The sequence below is a fragment of the Kitasatospora sp. NPDC090308 genome (assembly GCF_044769485.1).
Taxonomy (GTDB): Bacteria; Actinomycetota; Actinomycetes; order Streptomycetales; family Streptomycetaceae; genus Kitasatospora; species Kitasatospora fiedleri.
Genome location: NZ_JBIVXY010000015.1, coordinates 187,355 through 204,793, shown reverse-complemented (window position 1 = coordinate 204,793; position 17,439 = coordinate 187,355). Strand labels below are relative to the sequence as shown.

Genomic DNA, 17,439 nt, shown 5'->3' with positions numbered 1-17,439 from the left:
AAAGGAATCTCCAACCCCGAACAGAGTCGAGGCCGGGGATGTCAACATATCTGGCGTTGACTTTTGGCACGCTGTTGAGTTCTCAAGGAACGGACACTTCCTTCGACCGGCCTTCCGACCGCATCTCCGGGCGCTTCGTTCTTTCGTGTTTCCAGCTTATCAGATCCGAGCTCGTGCTCTTTCCCGACTCGCTTTCGTCTTCCGCGGCCTGACGGCCCTTCCGACGTTTCAAACTCTAGCCGATCCCCGCTCCGAAAAGCGAATCGGCCGCAATCTCCGAAAAAGCGCACGACGAATACGAACGGGGACGCGAAAGACACGCGACCCGTCACGGATCAGCCGAACCGGTTTCTCAAGGGATTGGCCGCCCCGGGACCGTCCACGCAGACACGTGTCCGGTGCTCCCTGCCGAGCGACTAGTCGACACTACGCCGACTGATGGACAGATGCAAACTCGCCCGGACGGACCACCCAGTCGCAGGCCGCCTGGGTGGTCGCCACGTACGCGGCGTTGGGTCCGTCGTTGCTGTCGACGCGGCGGCGGGCGGCCGTCCGGTCCTGGCCGCCGGCGGTGTGGCGGGCGAGCAGACGGGCGTCGCGGGTCTTCTCGTCCGCGTCGACGTACCAGAGTTCGCGCAGCAGGGCTCGGGCGTCCGTCCACGGGGTGGTGGGGGCCGCGAGGTAGTTGCCCTCGGTGACGACGAGTCGGGTGTGGGGGTGGATGAGGTGGCGGGCGGCGACCGGTTCGTCGAGGGTGCGGTCGAAGTCGGGGGCGTAGACCTCGTGGAAGCGGTCGGTGGCGACGCGCTGGAGGAGGGCGAGGTAGCCGCGGGCGTCGAAGGTCTCGGGGGCGCCCTTGCGGGGGCGCAGGTCGAGGCGGTCGAGCTGGGCGTTGGAGAGGTGGAAGCCGTCCAGGGGGAGGTAGGCGGCGGTGTCGGGGCCCTCGCGGTGGTTGACCTCGTCGATCAGGAGGCGGGCGAGGGCGGACTTGCCGGCGGCGGGCGGTCCGGCCAGGCCGAGGAGGGTCCGTCCGGTGCCGCTGCCGGGGCCGCGCAGCAGGCCGAGGGCGCGGGCCACTGCCTGCTCCGCGGTGGCGGGCTCCCCGGTGGCGGCGGGGTCGGGGGCGGTGCTGGGGGTGCCTTCGACGTGCATGGATCGCACCCTACGCGCCGGTAGGGGTGCCGAGGACGGGTGCGTCGAGGGTGAGGGTGGCGGCGTCGGCGTCCAGGGTGGCGGGGACGCCGAGCGGGACGGTGATCGAGGACGGGCAGTGGCCGAAGCCGAGTTCCCACAGGACGGGGATGCCGAGGTCGCCGAAGTGGTCGAGCATCACGGCGCGCACGCCGTCGAGCGGGCCGCAGCCCTCCCAGGAGCCGAGGACCACGCCGGCCAGACCCTCCAGGGCTCCGCTGCGGCGGAGTTGGGTGAGGATGCGGTCGAGCTGGTAGGGCTGCTCGTTGATGTCCTCCAGGATGAGCAGGCCGCCGGCGAAGGACGGGCGGGCGCCGGGGGTGCCGCGGTCGGCGGAGAGCAGGGAGGCGCAGCCGCCCGTCAGGACGCCGTGCGCGCGTCCGGGGACGAGGGCGGTGGCGTCGGGGCCGGTGAGGACGGTGGTGGTGGCGGGTTCGAAGAGGGTGCGGCGCAGGTGTTCGGCGGTGGCGGGGTCGGTGCTGAACACGGTGGTGCCGGGCATCGGGCCGTAGAGGGTGGGGATGCCGAGGCGCTGGGCGACGGCTTCGTGCAGGACGGTGATGTCGCTGAAGCCGACCAGGGGTTTCGGCGGTACCGCCCGCATCGCGTCCCAGTCGAGGAGGTCGACCATCCGGTGCGCCCCGAAGCCGCCGCGGACGCAGAGGACGGCGGCGATGTCGGGGTCGAGCCAGGCGGACTGCAGGTCGGCGGCGCGGTGGGCGTCGGTTCCGGCCAGGTGCGGCAGCGTGGGGTGGGTGTCGTGCAGGTGCGGGAGGACGACCGGGTCCAGGCCCCAGGAGCGGACGATGTCGGTGCCGAGGTCGAGTCGGGCGGGGTCGATCGCGCCGCTGGGGGCGGCGAGGGCGACCCGGTCGCCGGGGCGGAGCGGGCGCAGGGACATCCGGTACTCCTTCGGGGAGCGCGAACGGGGACGTGGCGGGGCGGGGCGGGGCGGCGAGGGGGTCGGGAGGCGGCCGGCCGTTGTTCCGCCTGCTGACGGTATCCCCCGTCCGGTGTCGGCCCATCCCGGCGGTGCCGCTGCCGCTGCCGCCCTGCCGGGACGGGGGTTCGGGCGGTCGGGGGTCAGCAGGTGCCCATCGCGGTGCGCACCTCGTCGAGGGTGCGGTCGGCGACCGCGTTGGCGCGGGCGTTTCCGGCGTGCAGGACCTCGCGCAGGACGGTGCGGTCGGCGGCGAGTTCGGCGCGGCGGGCCCGCAGGGGGCGGAAGTACTCGTTGACCGCCTCGGTGGCGGTGCGCTTGAGCAGGGCGGCTCCGCCGCTGCCGATCTCCTCGGCGACGGCGTGCGGGTCCCGGTCCTGGCAGAGGGCGGTGAGCAGCAGGAGGTTGGAGACGCCGGGGCGGTTCTCCGGGTCGTAGGCGATGTGGCGGTCGGGGTCGGTGACGGCGCCGCGGAGCAGCCGGGCGGTCTCGTCCTCGTCGGCGCCGAGGGCGATGGCGTTGCCCCGGCTCTTGCTCATCTTGCCGGCGTCGGTACCGAGCAGCAGGGGCGCACGGGAGAGCAGGGCCTGCGGTTGGGGGAAGAGGGGCGCGTAGCGGTCGTTGAAGCGGCGGGCGATGGTGCGGGTGACTTCCAGGTGCGGCAGTTGGTCCTGGCCGACGGGGACGAGGTCGGCCTTGCAGAACAGGATGTCGGCGGCCTGGTGGACGGGGTAGGTGAACATCAGCCCGCTGACGGCGGACTGCCGGGAGTGGGCGATCTCGTCCTTGACGGTGGGGTTGCGGGAGAGTTCGGCGACGCTGACCAGGCTGAGGAAGGGCAGCATCAGCTGGTTGAGCGCGGGAACGGAGCTGTGGGTGAAGATCGTGGCGCGCTCCGGGTCGACGCCGGCGGCCAGGTAGTCGAGGACCAGGTTCTCCGCGTGTTCGGCGGGGCGGTCGGCGCGGTCCCGGTCGGTGATCACCTGGTAGTCGGGAATGACGATCATCAACTCGAGCCCCTGTGCCTGGAGTTCGACCCGGTTGCGGAGCGTCCCGAAGTAGTGGCCGAGGTGCAGCGGCCCGGTGGGGCGGTCGCCGGTCAGGATGCGGTGGTGCCCCGCGGCGGTGGGCGCGACCAGCGGGTTCGCGGTGGCGGCGGTGGCGGGGCGGAGGTCGGTGCTGCCGGTGGTGGCGACGGTCATGGCGGGAGGTGCTCCTCGGTTGCGGTCGGTGGCCGCCCGCCGGGGTGGGCCCTGGTCCGTCCGAGGTGCTCGCGCCGGGGCCGCCCTTGCGGACGGCCCTGGAGTCATGCGTGGGGGACGGCCGTCCTAGGACGGCCACCAGCGCAGGCATGACGTGAGAGACATGCCTCCCACCATAACGCTGCGCCCCGGGCCCGCAACGGGTTTGGCCCCTCGGCGCGGAACCATCGAGTGTGTGCGTACGTCCCTTGGCCCGATGCGCGCCGGTGGTGCAGGATCGGGCGAGCTCAGAATCCGGAGGGGCAGCAGCCATGACCTCGCGCGAACAGAACGCGTCGGACCGGCCGTACGCGGACGCCAACCGGCCTGCGGCGACGGGCGGTTCGGTGCCGGGCGACCCAGTGCCGGACGGTCGCGGGGCGGCGGGCGCGGCAGACCGGGCCGAGCGGGAGCGCGTCGTGTCGGACCGGGGCGGGGACATGCTCGGGGGGACGGGTGACGGGGGGCGGGTGCTGGGTGCGGGTGTTCCCGGGGTGGTCGGGTGGTCGCCGGGGGCCTGGGGCGTCGGTGGGCCGGTGGGTCGGGCGCGTCCGCAGCGGCGGCCCGCGCCTTCGCGGCGGCTGAGCCAGGTGCGGGCGGTGCCGACGGCGCCGGACGGGTTTCCCGATCCGGCGGAGGACGTCGCCGTCGGGGCCGCGGGTGCGCCGGTGGAACCGGTCGGGGTGCCGATGGGAGTGCTGATCGGCGGGTCGCCGGGGCCGGTCGAGGGGGCCGGGCCGGGCGGGCGGGGGCCGGACCGCCGGGTGGCGGCGCGGTTGCTGCGGTTCGGGTCCGGCACCTGTCAGGTGGTGCTGCCGGAGTGGCGGCCGGCCATCGCGGTGTCGGTGCCCACCGAGCAGTTGCAGCGTTCGACCGGGCTGGGCCCGGAGGAGCTCCGTTCCGCCCTGCTGTCGGTGGTGATCAATCCGGAGGCGGTGCACGACCGGGAGCTCGGATTGCGTGACTGGCAGGCCGAGCTCCCGGCGGCTCGTGGGCGCCGGAGGGGTCGGCGCCCGATCCGCTGAACCGGTTCGGTCGCGGCTCGGGCCGCGCGGCCGTCCGGGGGTCGGGCGGCTGTCAGTCGTCCCCCCTCCGGGGCGGGGTTCGGCACGTAGCCGAGGTGGACGGGTTCGATCGGGTCGGGTGCCGCGGCGCGGACTGCGGTGAGCAGGCTGGACAGGTTCGGCGGCCAGAGCGGGTCGGCGTCCGGCGCGGCGAGTTCGGCCGGCGTCCACCAGTGCCAGCCGAGGATGCCGTCGATCCGGTGGACCGCTGCCACGTCTCCCGGCTCGCGCCGCGGGCCGTGGGTCAGGAAGATGTGCTCGTGCTGGCGGACCGGGGTGCCGTGCCAGGTGAAGTCGTGCTCCCAGGTGCAGATGAGCGCGCCGGGCCGGAGGTCGGTCCAGCCGGTTTCCTCGTGCAGCTCCCGGAGGGCGCCTTCGATCGGGGACTCGCCCGGCTCCAGGCCGCCACCCGGGGCGTTCCAGTGCAGTCCGACCTCGGAGTTGTCGGACCGGAACAGCAGCACCTCGCCGTCCGGCGAGAGCACCACCGTCCGCGCCGCCTGCCGGGGCACCCGCTGACCGTCGGGTTTCCGGCGCCCTGTGATCCATCGCATGCGAGCACCCTGGCAGAGGGCGGAACGGGGTGTCGATCGGGTTTCCGGGCGGAAATGCGGGAGGGGCCAAGGGATTTCCGGACTCTCCACCGATCGGTGGACCTAATCTGAGCCGCATGGTAGAGCCCGCCGTCATCCTTCCGTCAGACCCGCTCCTCCCCCGCCGGGTGGACCCGCATTTCGCCTGGGAGGCCGGGGCGGTCCGGGCGGTGGGCGGCAATCCTCTCCTGCTCGACCACGACGCGCTGCTCGCCGGGGACGTCGGGGCCGCCGTCCGCCGCGTCCCGGCCGGTCCGGGACCGCTCTGGTACCGGGGCTGGATGATCCCCACCGCCCGGTACGCCGAACTCGCCGAGGCCCTGGCCGCCCTCGGCCGACCGCTGCTGACCGGCCCGGACGCGTACGCGACCGCCCATGAACTGCCCGGCTGGTACGGGACGTTCGAGTCGCTGACCCCGGCCAGCAGCTGGCTGCCCGGCCCGGCCTGGGACCGGAGCGCGCTGGCCGTGGCCGCCGCCGCCCTGGGCGGACGGGGGCCCGCGGTGGTCAAGGACTACGTGAAGTCCCGCAAGCACGAGTGGGCCGAAGCCTGCTACGTGCCCGAGCTGGCCGACCTCGACGCGCTGGAGCGGGTGGCGTCGCGCTTCGCCGAGTTGCAGGGCGATTTCCTGGCGGGCGGGTTGGTGGTGCGCCGCTTCGAGCGGTTCGTCCGGACCGCGGACGGGCGGGCGGAGGAGGCCCGGGTCTGGTGGCTGGACGGCGAACCGGTGCTGGTCGGACCGCACCCCGACAGTCCGGCGAACCGGATGGAGCCCGACCTGTCCGCCGTCCGCCCGCTGGTCCGCCGACTGGGGTGCCGGTTCGTCACCACCGACCTGGCCCGCCGCGCCGACGCGGGGCCTGCGGACGGGGCCGGTCGGTGGCGGGTGGTGGAGGTCGGGGACGGCCAGGTCAGCGAACTGCCCTCCGGGGTGGACGTCAAGGCGCTGTTCCGGGCGCTGCTGGAGGCGTAGCCCGGGCAGGGACCCGGCGGACCTGGCGGACCCGGCGGGGCGGTCCGTCCCGGGCGGTGGCCGGGTCGCGACCCGCCCGGGCCGGCTCCGGGGCCGGACGGCCTTGTCTCCGACCACCTCCGACTGTCCCCGAGCACCTGCGAGGTCGGCGGCCGTTCCGCGCCCGCCGCTTCAAGGGCGGGCGCGGGTGCCGTCGGCCTCGGCGGTTCGGCTCCGCGACCGCGTGGCGCCGTGGCTCAGCCGAGGGCCGGGGCGGGGGCCGGTGCCGGTGCCGGGTGCCCCTCCGCGGTGAAGGCGTTCCACAGCTTGGCGTAGGTGCCGCCGCGGTCGAGCAGTTCGGTGTGGGTGCCGTCCTCCACCACGCGGCCGTGGTCGAGGACGACGACCCGGTCGGCGCGTTCGGCGGTGGTGAGCCGGTGGGCGATGACCAGGGTGGTGCGTCCGCCGCTGAGCCGGTCGGCGGCGTGGTTGACGGCTGCTTCGCTGGCGAGGTCGAGCGCGGCGGTGGCCTCGTCGAGGAGCAGGATGTCGGGGTCGACCAGTTCGGCCCGGGCGAGGGCGATGAGCTGGCGCTGGCCCGCGGAGAGGTTGCGGCCGCGGGGGGCGACCTGATGGTGGTAGCCGCCAGCCAGCCGGGTGATCATGTCGTGCGCGCCGACCGCCTTGGCCGCCGCTTCGACCTCGGCGTCGCTCGCGTCGGGGCGGCCGTAGGCGATGGCGTCGCGGACCGTCCCGGCGAAGAGGTAGGCCTCCTGCGGGACGACGCCGAGCCGGTGCCGGTACTCGTCCAGGTCGTAGCTGGTGAGGTCGGTGCCGTCCACCCGCAGGGTGCCGCCGGTGGCGTCGTAGAACCGGGCGACCAGTTTGACCAGGGTGGACTTGCCCGCGCCGGTCTCGCCGACCAGGGCGACGGTCTGGCCGGGCGGGATGTGCAGGTCGATGCCGGAGAGCACCTCGGGGTTGCCCTCGCCGCCGCCGTTGTAGGCGAAGCTGACGTTCCGGAAGTCGATGTCGCCGCGCAGCGCGCCGACCGGGACGGGGTGCTCGGCCTGGGGGGTGCTGGTGGGGGTGCGCATCAGGTCGCGGATCCGGCCGAGGCCGACGGCGGCCTGCTGGTAGCCGTCGAAGACCTGCGAGAGCTGGTTGACGGGCGCGAAGAACAGGTCGATGTAGAGCAGGTAGGCGACCAGGGCGCCGATGGTGAGGGTACCGTCGTCGACCCGGGAGGCTCCGGCGATCAGCACCAGTGCGGAGGCGACGCTGGAGAGGAACTGCACGAACGGGAAGTACAGCGAGATGTAGAACTGGGCCTTGGCCCGGGCCTGCCGGTAGGCGAGGCCCCGCTCGACGAACCGCTCGGTGTTGGCGTCCTGGCGGCGGAACGCCTGGACGATCCGCATGCCGGCGACGTTCTCCTGGAGGTCCGCGTTGACGGTGCTGATCAAGTCCCGGGAGACCTGGTACTGCTGGGCGGACTTCTTGCGGAACACCAGCGTGGCGATGACCAGCGGCGGGAGCACCGCGAAGACGACCAGGGCGAGGCCGGGGTCGATCACGATCAGGGCGGCGAAGATGCCGAAGAAGGTGAGGACGCTGACCACGGCGGTGACCACGCCGGTCTGCAGGAAGGAGGAGATGGAGTCGACGTCGGTGGTCATCCGCGTCATGATCCGGCCGGTCAGTTCCCGCTCGTAGTAGTCGAGGCCGAGCCGGTTGAGGTGCGCGAAGATCTTCAGCCGCAGGGTGTAGAGGACGCGTTCGCCGGTGCGGCCGGAGATCCGGCTCTCGGTGGCCTGCACCAGCCAGTCGAGCAGGACGACGGCGAGGGCCAGCAGGGAGGCGACCGCGACGCCGCCGAACGCGGCCTTGCTGACGCCGTCGTCGATGCCGTGCCGGATCAGGACCGGCAGGGTGAGCCCGGCGGCGGTGTCCAGCGCGACCAGGAACAGGGCGAGCAGCAGGGGGCGGCGGAAGGGGGCGAGCAGCCGGGCGAGGCCGAACCGGGGGTCGGCGGCCTCGGCCCGTTCGACCGGGATGTCGGGGGTGTCGGTCGCGGGCGGCAGGGCGGCGACCTTGGCGAGCAGTTCGGCGTCCGCGCCGGACTTCTCGGCCACGGCGGCGGGTGCTGCGGGTGCGGCAGGGGCGGTGCGTGCTGCGGGCGCGGCGGTTTCGGCCCCGGTGGCCCGCTCGGGCTCGGCTCCGCGGGTGGGGGCGGGGGCGGCCAGCGCGTCCGGGTCGGTGATCAGCGACCGGTAGCGCGGACATCGGGCGGTGAGCTCCTCGTGCGTGCCGAGGTCGATCAGCCGGCCGGCGTCCAGGACCGCGATCCGGTCGGCGAGCTGGAGGGTGGAGCGGCGGTGGGCGATCAGCAGGGTGGTGCGGCCGGCCATCACGCTGTGCAGCGCGTCGTGGATCTCCGCTTCGATCTGCGGGTCGACCGCGGAGGTGGCGTCGTCGAGCAGCAGGAGGCGCGGGTCGGTGAGGACGGCGCGGGCGAGCGCGATGCGCTGGCGCTGGCCGCCGGAGAGGGTGAGGCCCTGCTCGCCGACCTTGGTGTCGTAGCCGTCGGGGAGCTCCCGGATGAAGGCGTCGGCCTGGGCGATCCGGGCGGCGGCCTCGATCTGCTCCTCGGTGGCCTCGGGGTGCCCGTAGGAGATGTTCGTCCGGACGCTCTCGGAGAACAGGAAGCTCTCCTCGGGCACGATGCCGATGGTGGCGCGCACCGAGTCGAGGGTGAGCTCCCGGACGTCCTGCCCGAACAGCCGGACCGTGCCGGACGTGGGGTCGTAGAAGCGGGGCACCAGCTGGGCGACGGTGGACTTGCCGGATCCGGACGCGCCGACCAGGGCCAGCGTCTCCCCCTGGGCGAGCCGCAGGCTGAGTCCCTCCAGCACCGGGGCACCGTCGGGGACGCTGCCCGGCTCGGGGTGCTCCTCGGCGCGGTAGTGGAAGTCGACCCGGTCGAGCTCCAGCGCGGGGGTGCCGGGCGGCGCGGCGGCCGGGTCGAGCGGGTGGGCGCCGACGGCGTCGGCGACCAGCGGGCGCTGGTCGATCAGCTGCAGGACGCGCTCCACTCCGGCGCGGGCCTGCTGGCCGACGGTGATCACCATGGCGAGCATCCGGACCGGGCCGGTCATCTGCGCCAGGTAGGTGGAGAAGGCGACGAAGGTGCCGAGCGTGACGCTGCCCCGGACCGCCAGCCAGCCGCCGACGGCGAGCACCGCGACCTGCCCGAGCGCGGGGACGGCCTGCATGGCCGGGGTGTAGCGGGCGTTCAGCCTGATCGACCGGAGCCGGGCCGCGAACAGCTCGCGCGAGGCGCGCTCCAGCTTGCCGCGCTCCTGGGCCTCCTGGCCGAAGCCCTTGACCACCCGGACGCCGCCGATCGCCGCATCCACCACGCCCGCGACCTCGGCGGCCTGCTGCTGGGCGGCCCAGGTCGCGGGGAACAGGCGCTTGCGGCTGAACGTGGCCATCCACCACAGGACCGGGCCCATCACCAGGGCGATCAGGGTGAGCGGCGGGGACAGCCAGAGCATGACCACCAGCGACATGCCGAACATCAGGGCGTAGCCCGTCATCATCGGCATCATCGACAGCAGGCCGTTGACCAGTTGCAGGTCGGAGGTGGCCCGGCCGACCACCTGGCCGGTGTCCAGCCGGTCCTGCCGGTGGCCGTCGAGCCCGGTCAGCGAGCGGAACAGGTCGGCGCGCAGGTCGTGCTGGACGTCCAGCGCGAGCTGCCCGCCGTAGTAGCGCCGGATCTGGGTGCAGAGGAACACCACCGCCGCCGCGACCAGCAGCAGCACCGCCCACGGGGTGAGCGGACGGCTGTGCGTGGTGATCACGTCATCGACGATCAGCTTGGTGATGAGCGGGACGATCGCCGTGATCGCCATGCCCACCAGGGAAGCCCCGAAGGACAGCAGCAGGTTGCGACGGTAGCGCCAGCAGTAGCCACCGAGCCGGCGGAGCCAAGTTCGCTCTGGGAAACCATGAGTCTCGGGCATATTTAGTGATGCTAACCATTCGGCCGGTCGAGCGTCCATCGGGTTCGAGGGGCGCATGGGAGGCTGAACGACCTGGGGCCGAGCTTCCTTCCCGTCTACAGGTTGCCCGCGGTGCGCGGTGGTGCGCCTCAGGCGATCGGCTAGACCTGGGTCAGCCGATCGTCCTAGGCGAGGGGTGGAGGCAGCTCCACCCCCCATCGACCGCGGGGTACCGGTACCGGCAGGTCAGGCGGTCGGCCGGTCCTGTCCGACCTCGGCGGCGGCCGCCACGAACGCCCCCTGGGCGAGCGCGCGCAGCAGGGCCGCCATGCTGTCGCGGGCCAGCCCGGACCGCTCGGGGCCCGGCTCGGCCTGGGCCCCCTGGGTGCTCTGGGGCGGCTGCGGCGCGGCGCTGTGCGGGGTGGAGTTGAGCAGGCCGAACACCGCGTGCACGGCGGCGCGGGCGAGCGGCTCCGCCTCGGGCGCGGCCAGGGGCGGGAACGCCTCGCGCACCACCGTGACCCAGAGTTCCACGTAGCCGCGCTGGAGCCGGCGCACCCGGCGGCGGTCGTCCTCCTTGAGGTGGAGCAGTTCGCGGTCGTGGAGGGTGATCAAGTCCCGGTCGTCCAGGGCGAAGTCGATGTGCCCGTCGATCAGGGAGTCCAGCGCGGCCCGCGGCCCGGCAGCCTCGCCCTCGCGCCGCCGCCCCTCGTCCAGCAGGCGCTCGCTGATGCCGACCAGGAGGTCGGCGAGCATGGCGTCCTTGCCCGCGAAGTGCCGGTACAGCCCGGGGCCGCTGATGCCGACCGCCTTGCCGATCTCGTCGACGCCGACTCCGAGGAAACCGCGGGCGGCGAACAGCCTGGCGGCCTCTTTCCGGATCTGGTCACGGCGTGGGAGCGCGGGGGCGGCGGGGCGGTTGGGCATGCTGCCCATCGTAGACAGTTGGGTTATCCATGGTTAACCTGGCCGCAGAGTTAACGCTCATTAACACGGGCTGGCCGGCTCGCCCTTCGGCCTGCCCGGATCCGATCCGAGGGGCAAGGGAGCTCTTGGGATGGTCCTCTCTTCGGCACAGAGCCTTCCGTGGTCCGCCGCCCCCGCGCGGGGCACGGCGCCGGCCGCCCCGCCGTTCGCCGCCGCCGACGCCCCGGCCCCCCGGCTGGAGGGCGCGGTCGACCCGTCCGCCCCGGCCGGGCTGGCCAACGCGCAGGCGCACCGGGAGCTGGTCGCCGAGCTGCGCGGCAAGCTCGCGGCGGCGGCGCTCGGCGGCGGCGAGAAGGCGCGCGCCAAGCACGTCGCCCGCGGCAAACTCCTGCCCCGGGAGCGGGTGGACACCCTGCTCGACCCCGGCTCGCCGTTCCTCGAACTGGCCCCGCTCGCCGCCGACGGGCTGTACGACGGGGCCGCCCCGGCAGCGGGGGTGATCGCCGGGATCGGCCGGGTCGCCGGACGCGAGGTCCTGGTGGTGGCGAACGACGCCACGGTCAAGGGCGGCACGTACTACCCGATGACGGTCAAGAAGCACCTGCGCGCACAGGAGGTGGCGCTGGAGAACCGGCTGCCCTGCGTCTACCTGGTGGACTCCGGCGGGGCGTTCCTGCCGATGCAGGACGAGGTGTTCCCGGACCGCGACCACTTCGGGCGGATCTTCTACAACCAGGCGCGGCTGTCCGCCGCCGGGATCCCGCAGATCGCGGCGGTGCTGGGCTCCTGCACCGCGGGCGGCGCGTACGTGCCCGCGATGAGCGACGAGGCGGTGATCGTCCGCAACCAGGGCACCATCTTCCTGGGCGGGCCCCCGCTGGTGAAGGCCGCCACCGGCGAGGTGGTGACCGCCGAGGAACTGGGCGGCGGCGACCTCCACTCCCGCACCTCGGGCGTGACCGACCACCTGGCGGAGGACGACGCGCACGCGCTCTCCATCGTCCGCACCATCGTGGCCGGGCTCGGCCCGCGCGCCGCCAAGCCGTGGCCGCTCGCCCCGGTCGAGCCGCCCGCGGTCGACCCGGCCGGGTTGTACGGCGTGGTGCCGGTGGACCCGCGCACCCCCTACGACGTGCGCGAGGTGATCGCCCGGCTGGTGGACGGCAGCCGGTTCGCCGAGTTCAAGGCCGAGTACGGCACCACCCTGGTGACCGGGTTCGCCCGGATCCACGGCCACCCGGTCGGCATCGTCGCCAACAACGGCGTCCTGTTCGCCGAGTCCGCGCTCAAGGGCGCGCACTTCATCGAGCTGTGCGACCAGCGCGGCATCCCCCTCCTCTTCCTGCAGAACATCACCGGATTCATGGTGGGCCGCCAGTACGAGGCCGGCGGCATCGCCAAGCACGGCGCCAAGATGGTCACCGCGGTGGCCTGCACCCGGGTGCCCAAGCTGACGGTGGTGATCGGCGGCTCGTACGGGGCGGGCAACTACTCGATGTGCGGCCGGGCCTACTCACCCCGCTTCCTGTGGATGTGGCCGAACGCGAAGATCTCCGTGATGGGCGGCGAGCAGGCGGCGTCGGTGCTGGCCACCGTCCGCCGCGACCAGGTGGAGGCCCGCGGCGAGGACTGGTCCACCGAGGACGAGGACGAGTTCAAGCGCCCCGTCCGCGAGCAGTACGAGCGCCAGGGCAACGCGTACTACGCCACCGCCCGGCTGTGGGACGACGGTGTGATCGACCCGCTGCAGACCCGTACCGTGCTCGGCCTGGCGCTCACCGCCTGCGCCAACGCCCCGCTCGCCGAACCGCGCCCGTTCGGGGTCTTCCGCATGTGACGCCCGACTGGCCGCGCCGCGCCGCACCGCGCCGCGCCGCCCGGGCCGGTCTGACCGCCGCCACCGGCCGGACCGGGCAGATCCGGCCCGGACAGAACCGGCCCGGGACAGAACCGGCCCGACGGCCCGCAACGGCCGCCGGGGCCAGCACTAGTGACACCTCGCCAACTCGCCCACCGTTCCCTTCCTGACGGAGGAACACCTCTCATGTTCGACACCGTGCTCGTCGCCAACCGCGGCGAGATCGCGCTGCGGGTGATCCGCACCCTGCGGAGGCTGGGCGTGCGGTCGGTCGCCGTGCACAGCGACGCGGACGCCGACGCCCCGCACGTCCGGGCCGCCGACCTCGCGGTCCGGCTCGGGCCCGCCGACCGCAGCGACAGCTCGGCCGCCGAGACGTACCTGCGCGCCGACCTGATCCTGGACGCCGCCCGCCGGACCGGGGCGCAGGCCGTCCACCCCGGCTACGGGTTCCTCGCCGAGAACTCCGCTTTCGCCGAAGCCTGCACCCGGGCCGGGCTGGTCTTCATCGGTCCGCCGCCGGCCGCGGTGGAACTGATGGGCGACAAGATCAACGCCAAGGAGGCCGTCCGGACCGCCGGGGTGCCCGTCGTCCCCGGCAGCGAGGACGGCTCGCCCAGCGACGAGCAGCTGATCGAGGCGGCGACCCGGATCGGCTACCCGGTGCTGCTCAAGCCCTCGGCCGGCGGCGGCGGCAAGGGCATGCGGCTGGTCCGCGACCCGGCCGAGCTGCCCGCCGAGCTCGCCGCGGCCCGTCGGGTGGCCCGTACCGCGTTCGGTGACGACACCCTGTTGTTGGAGCGCTGGGTCGACCAGCCCCGGCACATCGAGGTCCAGGTCCTGGCCGACACCCACGGCCGGACCGTCCACCTCGGCGAGCGCGAGTGCAGTCTGCAGCGCCGCCATCAGAAGCTCATCGAAGAGGCCCCTTCCGTCCTGTTGAACCCTCGGACCCGCGCCGCGATGGGCGCGGCCGCGGTGCGCGCCGCCGAAGCCTGCGGCTACACCGGCGCCGGCACGGTCGAGTTCATCGTCCCCGGCGGCGATCCCGCGGGACCGGGCGCGGACGACGTCCTCGACTTCTTCTTCATGGAGATGAACACCCGTCTCCAGGTGGAACACCCCGTCACCGAACTGGCCGTCGCCGTGGCCGGGCCCGACGGCCCGCAACGGCTCGACCTGGTCGAGTGGCAGCTGCGCGTCGCCGCGGGCGAGGCACTGCCGTTCGCCCAGTCGGACATCTCCTTCCTGGGCCACGCGATCGAGGCCCGGATCTGCGCCGAGGACCCGGAACGGGACTTCCTGCCCACCGGCGGCGAGGTACTGCTGCTAGACGAGCCCTCCGGGGAGGGCGTCCGGGTGGACTCCGGAATCGCACCCGGTGACCGGATCGGCAGCCTGTACGACCCGATGCTCGCCAAGGTGATCGCGTACGGGCCCGACCGCCCGACCGCGATCCGTCGGCTGCGGGCCGCACTCGCCGAGACCCGCATCCTGGGCGTCACCACCAACACCGGCTACCTGCGCCGGCTGCTGGCGCAGCCCGAGGTGACGGCAGGGCGGCTCGACACCGGACTGGTGGAACGCAGTGCCCAGCAGGACGCCTCGCTGCTGAGCTCCCCGTACACCCGTCCCGAGTCGATCGACCTGCTCCACTTCGCCGCCGCACTGCTGCGGCAGCTCGAACTCGGCCGCGTCGGTGCCTCCGACGGCTGGACCGACCCCTTCTCCCTCCCTTCCGGCTGGCGGCTCGGTGGCGAGGCCGCGTGGACCACGCACCGGCTCCGGCTGCCCGGCCGCGAACCGGTCACCGTGAGCTGCCGAATGATTACCAGCGGCGAAATCGAGAGCGCTATCGGTTTTTCCGCGACGTCTACCCCCGAGTGGGAGGTGCGGCTGGGTGACGCACCGGTCCGGCGGGCCCGCGCGAGTCTCGACGGAGACCTGCTGCGCCTTGCGGTGGACGGGTTGCAGGCCACTTTCACGGTCGCCTCGGAGCACACCCCGGAGGGCGCCGTCCACTGGCTGGGCATCGACGGCGACGCCTGGCCCGTTCACCCGTTCGACGTAACCGCCGAGCGCGCCGCGGCCGGCGCCGCCCACCACGGCACCCTCACCGCGCCGATGCCCGGCACCGTCACGGTGGTCAAGGTCGAGCCCGGCGAGCGGGTGAACCGGGGGCAGGCCCTGCTGGTCCTGGAGGCGATGAAGATGGAGCACGTCATCTCCGCGCCGCACGACGGCACCGTCGAGGACCTGCGGGTCGCCGCCGGCGCGACGGTGGCCATGGACGCGCCCCTGGTGACGGTCACGGCGGCCGAGGAGCCGTCCGTCCCCGCCGCGCCCCTCCCGGAGGCGACCCGATGACCACCACGCCGTCCGGGCCGACCGCCCCCGTGTCCACATCCACGACCACGCCCTCCGCCGCAGCCGGACCGACCGTGCTGGAGCTCGGCCTCCCGCAGCCGGTGCGCGATCCCGGGCTGCCCGCCCGGGTCCGCATCCACGAGGTCGGCGCGCGCGACGGGCTGCAGAACGAGGCGGCCCGTGTCCCCGTCGAGGTGAAGGCCGAGTTCATCGCCCGGCTCGCCGCCGCCGGGCTGCGCACCGTCGAGGCGACCAGCTTCGTCCACCCCAAGTGGGTGCCGCAGCTGGCGGACGCCGAGGAGCTGGTGCCCCGGCTGGCCGACCTGCCCGCGCGGTACCCGGGCCTGCGGCTGCCCGTGCTGGTGCCCAACGAGCGCGGGCTGGACCGGGCGCTGGCGCACCACGCCGCCGAGGTCGCGGTGTTCGCCAGCGCCACCGAGACCTTCGCCCGGCGCAACCTCAACCGCTCGGCGGACGAGGCGATGGCGATGTTCCGTCCGGTGGTCGGGCGCGCCGCGGACGCCGGGATCCCGGTGCGCGGCTACCTGTCGATGTGCTTCGGCGACCCCTGGGAGGGCCCGGTGCCGGTCGAACAGGTGGTCCGCCACGGCCTGGCGCTGCTGGAGATGGGCTGCGCCGAGCTGAGCCTCGGCGACACCATCGGCGTCGCCACCCCCGGCCACGTCAACGGGCTGCTCGACGCGTTCACCCGTTCCGGCGTACCGGTCGAACGGCTGGCCGTGCACTTCCACGACACCTACGGGCAGGCGCTCGCCAACACGCTGGCGGCGCTGCGCTCCGGCGTGACCGTGGTGGACGCGTCGGCCGGCGGCCTCGGCGGCTGCCCGTACGCCAAGAGCGCGACCGGCAACCTCGCCACCGAGGACCTCGTCTGGATGCTGCACGGCCTGGGCATCGAGACCGGCGTGGACCTCGCGGCACTCGCCGCGACCAGTGGTTGGATGGCCCGTCACCTCGGCCGCCCCAGCCCGTCGAGGACGGTCCGCGCCCTACTCGAGCCGACGTCCTGATCCCCGACACCCTCCGACTCCCCACCCTCACCAGGCCCACCAGGCCGCGATCCCGGGAGGATCAGCCGTGCTCGACCACCGCCTGAGCAGTGAGTACGAGGAACTCCGCCGCACCGTCGAGGAGTTCGCCAACGATGTGATTGCGCCGAAGATCGGCGAATACTACGAGCAGAATGAATTCCCGTACGAAATCGTCCGGGAAATGGGGCGGATGGGCCTGTTCGGACTGCCGTTCCCCGAGGAGTACGGCGGCATGGGCGGCGACTACTTCGCGCTCTGCCTGGTCCTGGAGGAACTGGCCCGGGTCGACTCCTCAGTGGCGATCACCCTGGAGGCCGCGGTCTCGCTCGGCGCGATGCCGATCCACCTCTTCGGCACCGAGGAGCAGAAGCGCGAGTGGCTGCCGAAGCTGACCTCCGGCGAGATGCTCGGCGCCTTCGGCCTGACCGAGCCCGAGGGCGGCACGGACGCCGGGGCGACCCGGACCACCGCGCGCTACGACGAGGCCACCGACGAGTGGGTGATCAACGGCAGCAAGTGCTTCATCACCAACTCCGGCACCGACGTCACCGGGCTCGTCACCGTCACCGCACTGACCGAACCGATCACACATTCGAGTGATGGATCGTCAAATCACTCGCCCACCAGGGAAATCTCCTCCATCATCGTTCCCACTGGGACTCCCGGGTTCCAGGTGTCGAAGAAGTATTCGAAGGTCGGGTGGAACGCCTCGGACACCCGCGAACTGTCCTTCACCGACTGTCGCGTACCCGCCGCCAACCTGCTCGGACGCCGAGGCCGCGGTTACGCCCAGTTCCTGCGCATCCTCGACGAGGGCCGCATCGCCATCGCGGCCCTGGCCACCGGCCTGGCCCAGGGGTGCGTCGACCAGTCCCTCTCGTACGCGGCCGCCCGCCGCGCCTTCGGCCGGCCGATCGGCGCCAACCAGGTCATCCAGTTCAAGCTCGCCGACATGGAGACGCGCGCGCACACCTCCCGCCTGGCCTGGCGGGACGCCGCCTCCCGGCTGCTGCACTCCGAGCCCTTCAAGAAGGAGGCAGCCATCGCCAAGCTGTACGCGTCCGAGGCCGCGGTCGACAACGCCCGCGAGGCGACCCAGATCCACGGCGGCTACGGCTTCATGAACGAGTACCCGGTCGCCCGCATGTGGCGCGACTGCAAGATCCTGGAGATCGGCGAGGGAACTTCGGAGGTCCAGCGGATGCTCATCGCCCGTGAACTCGGCATGACGTCCTGAACCGCA

At 73.3% G+C, this 17,439-nt stretch carries 11 protein-coding genes; 5 read left to right on the top strand and 6 right to left on the bottom strand.

Annotation, left to right across the window (positions count from 1 at the left end; all coding sequences use genetic code 11):
- Positions 1 to 426 precede the first annotated feature (426 nt).
- The 4 genes from ACIQVD_RS28425 to ACIQVD_RS28410 form a co-directional block, all read right to left on the bottom strand.
- Positions 427 to 1,152 carry a nucleoside/nucleotide kinase family protein gene (locus ACIQVD_RS28425; RefSeq protein ID WP_402292097.1) on the bottom strand — a complete coding sequence of 242 codons (726 nt, stop codon included), beginning with the start codon at positions 1,150 to 1,152 and terminating at the stop codon, positions 427 to 429.
- 10 nt (positions 1,153 to 1,162) lie between these two features.
- Positions 1,163 to 2,092, bottom strand: coding sequence for an LD-carboxypeptidase (locus tag ACIQVD_RS28420; RefSeq protein ID WP_400679961.1), 930 nt, complete (start codon positions 2,090 to 2,092; stop codon positions 1,163 to 1,165).
- A 182-nt stretch (positions 2,093 to 2,274) separates the two neighbouring features.
- Positions 2,275 to 3,333 carry a tryptophan--tRNA ligase gene (gene trpS, locus ACIQVD_RS28415; RefSeq protein WP_402292096.1) on the bottom strand — a complete coding sequence of 353 codons (1,059 nt, stop codon included), beginning with the start codon at positions 3,331 to 3,333 and terminating at the stop codon, positions 2,275 to 2,277.
- An 841-nt stretch (positions 3,334 to 4,174) separates the two neighbouring features.
- Positions 4,175 to 4,948: an NUDIX hydrolase gene (locus ACIQVD_RS28410; protein ID WP_402292095.1), complete on the bottom strand. Its 774-nt coding sequence runs from the start codon at positions 4,946 to 4,948 to the stop codon at positions 4,175 to 4,177.
- 158 nt (positions 4,949 to 5,106) lie between these two features.
- Between ACIQVD_RS28410 and ACIQVD_RS28405 the strand changes: the two genes are divergently transcribed.
- On the top strand, positions 5,107 to 6,003 hold the full coding sequence (locus ACIQVD_RS28405) for an ATP-grasp domain-containing protein (RefSeq protein WP_402292094.1): 897 nt from the start codon (positions 5,107 to 5,109) through the stop codon (positions 6,001 to 6,003).
- A gap of 236 nt (positions 6,004 to 6,239) precedes the next feature.
- Here ACIQVD_RS28405 and ACIQVD_RS28400 read toward each other — a convergent pair whose 3' ends face one another.
- Positions 6,240 to 10,013 (bottom strand): ABC transporter ATP-binding protein, encoded by a 3,774-nt coding sequence (locus ACIQVD_RS28400; RefSeq protein ID WP_402292093.1) that lies wholly within the window; start codon positions 10,011 to 10,013, stop codon positions 6,240 to 6,242.
- A gap of 225 nt (positions 10,014 to 10,238) precedes the next feature.
- The gene (locus ACIQVD_RS28395) at positions 10,239 to 10,919 is read right to left on the bottom strand and encodes a TetR/AcrR family transcriptional regulator (RefSeq protein WP_400679976.1); all 681 of its coding nucleotides are present in this window, start codon (positions 10,917 to 10,919) and stop codon (positions 10,239 to 10,241) included.
- A 130-nt stretch (positions 10,920 to 11,049) separates the two neighbouring features.
- Here ACIQVD_RS28395 and ACIQVD_RS28390 point away from each other — a divergent pair, with 130 nt between their 5' ends.
- From ACIQVD_RS28390 to ACIQVD_RS28375, 4 genes are all read left to right on the top strand, one after another.
- A complete protein-coding gene (locus tag ACIQVD_RS28390; RefSeq protein WP_400679979.1) occupies positions 11,050 to 12,756 on the top strand; it encodes a carboxyl transferase domain-containing protein in 1,707 nt (568 codons plus the stop codon).
- A gap of 207 nt (positions 12,757 to 12,963) precedes the next feature.
- Positions 12,964 to 15,144 (top strand): biotin carboxylase N-terminal domain-containing protein, encoded by a 2,181-nt coding sequence (locus tag ACIQVD_RS28385; RefSeq protein ID WP_402292092.1) that lies wholly within the window; start codon positions 12,964 to 12,966, stop codon positions 15,142 to 15,144.
- Positions 15,141 to 16,175: a hydroxymethylglutaryl-CoA lyase gene (locus ACIQVD_RS28380; RefSeq protein WP_402292091.1), complete on the top strand. Its 1,035-nt coding sequence runs from the start codon at positions 15,141 to 15,143 to the stop codon at positions 16,173 to 16,175. The genes ACIQVD_RS28385 and ACIQVD_RS28380 overlap by 4 nt, the downstream gene beginning before the upstream one ends.
- Before the next feature lie 67 nt (positions 16,176 to 16,242).
- Complete coding sequence (locus tag ACIQVD_RS28375) at positions 16,243 to 17,433, top strand: acyl-CoA dehydrogenase family protein (protein WP_100838188.1); 1,191 nt, start codon at positions 16,243 to 16,245, stop codon at positions 17,431 to 17,433.
- The last annotated feature ends 6 nt before the right edge of the window (positions 17,434 to 17,439 follow it).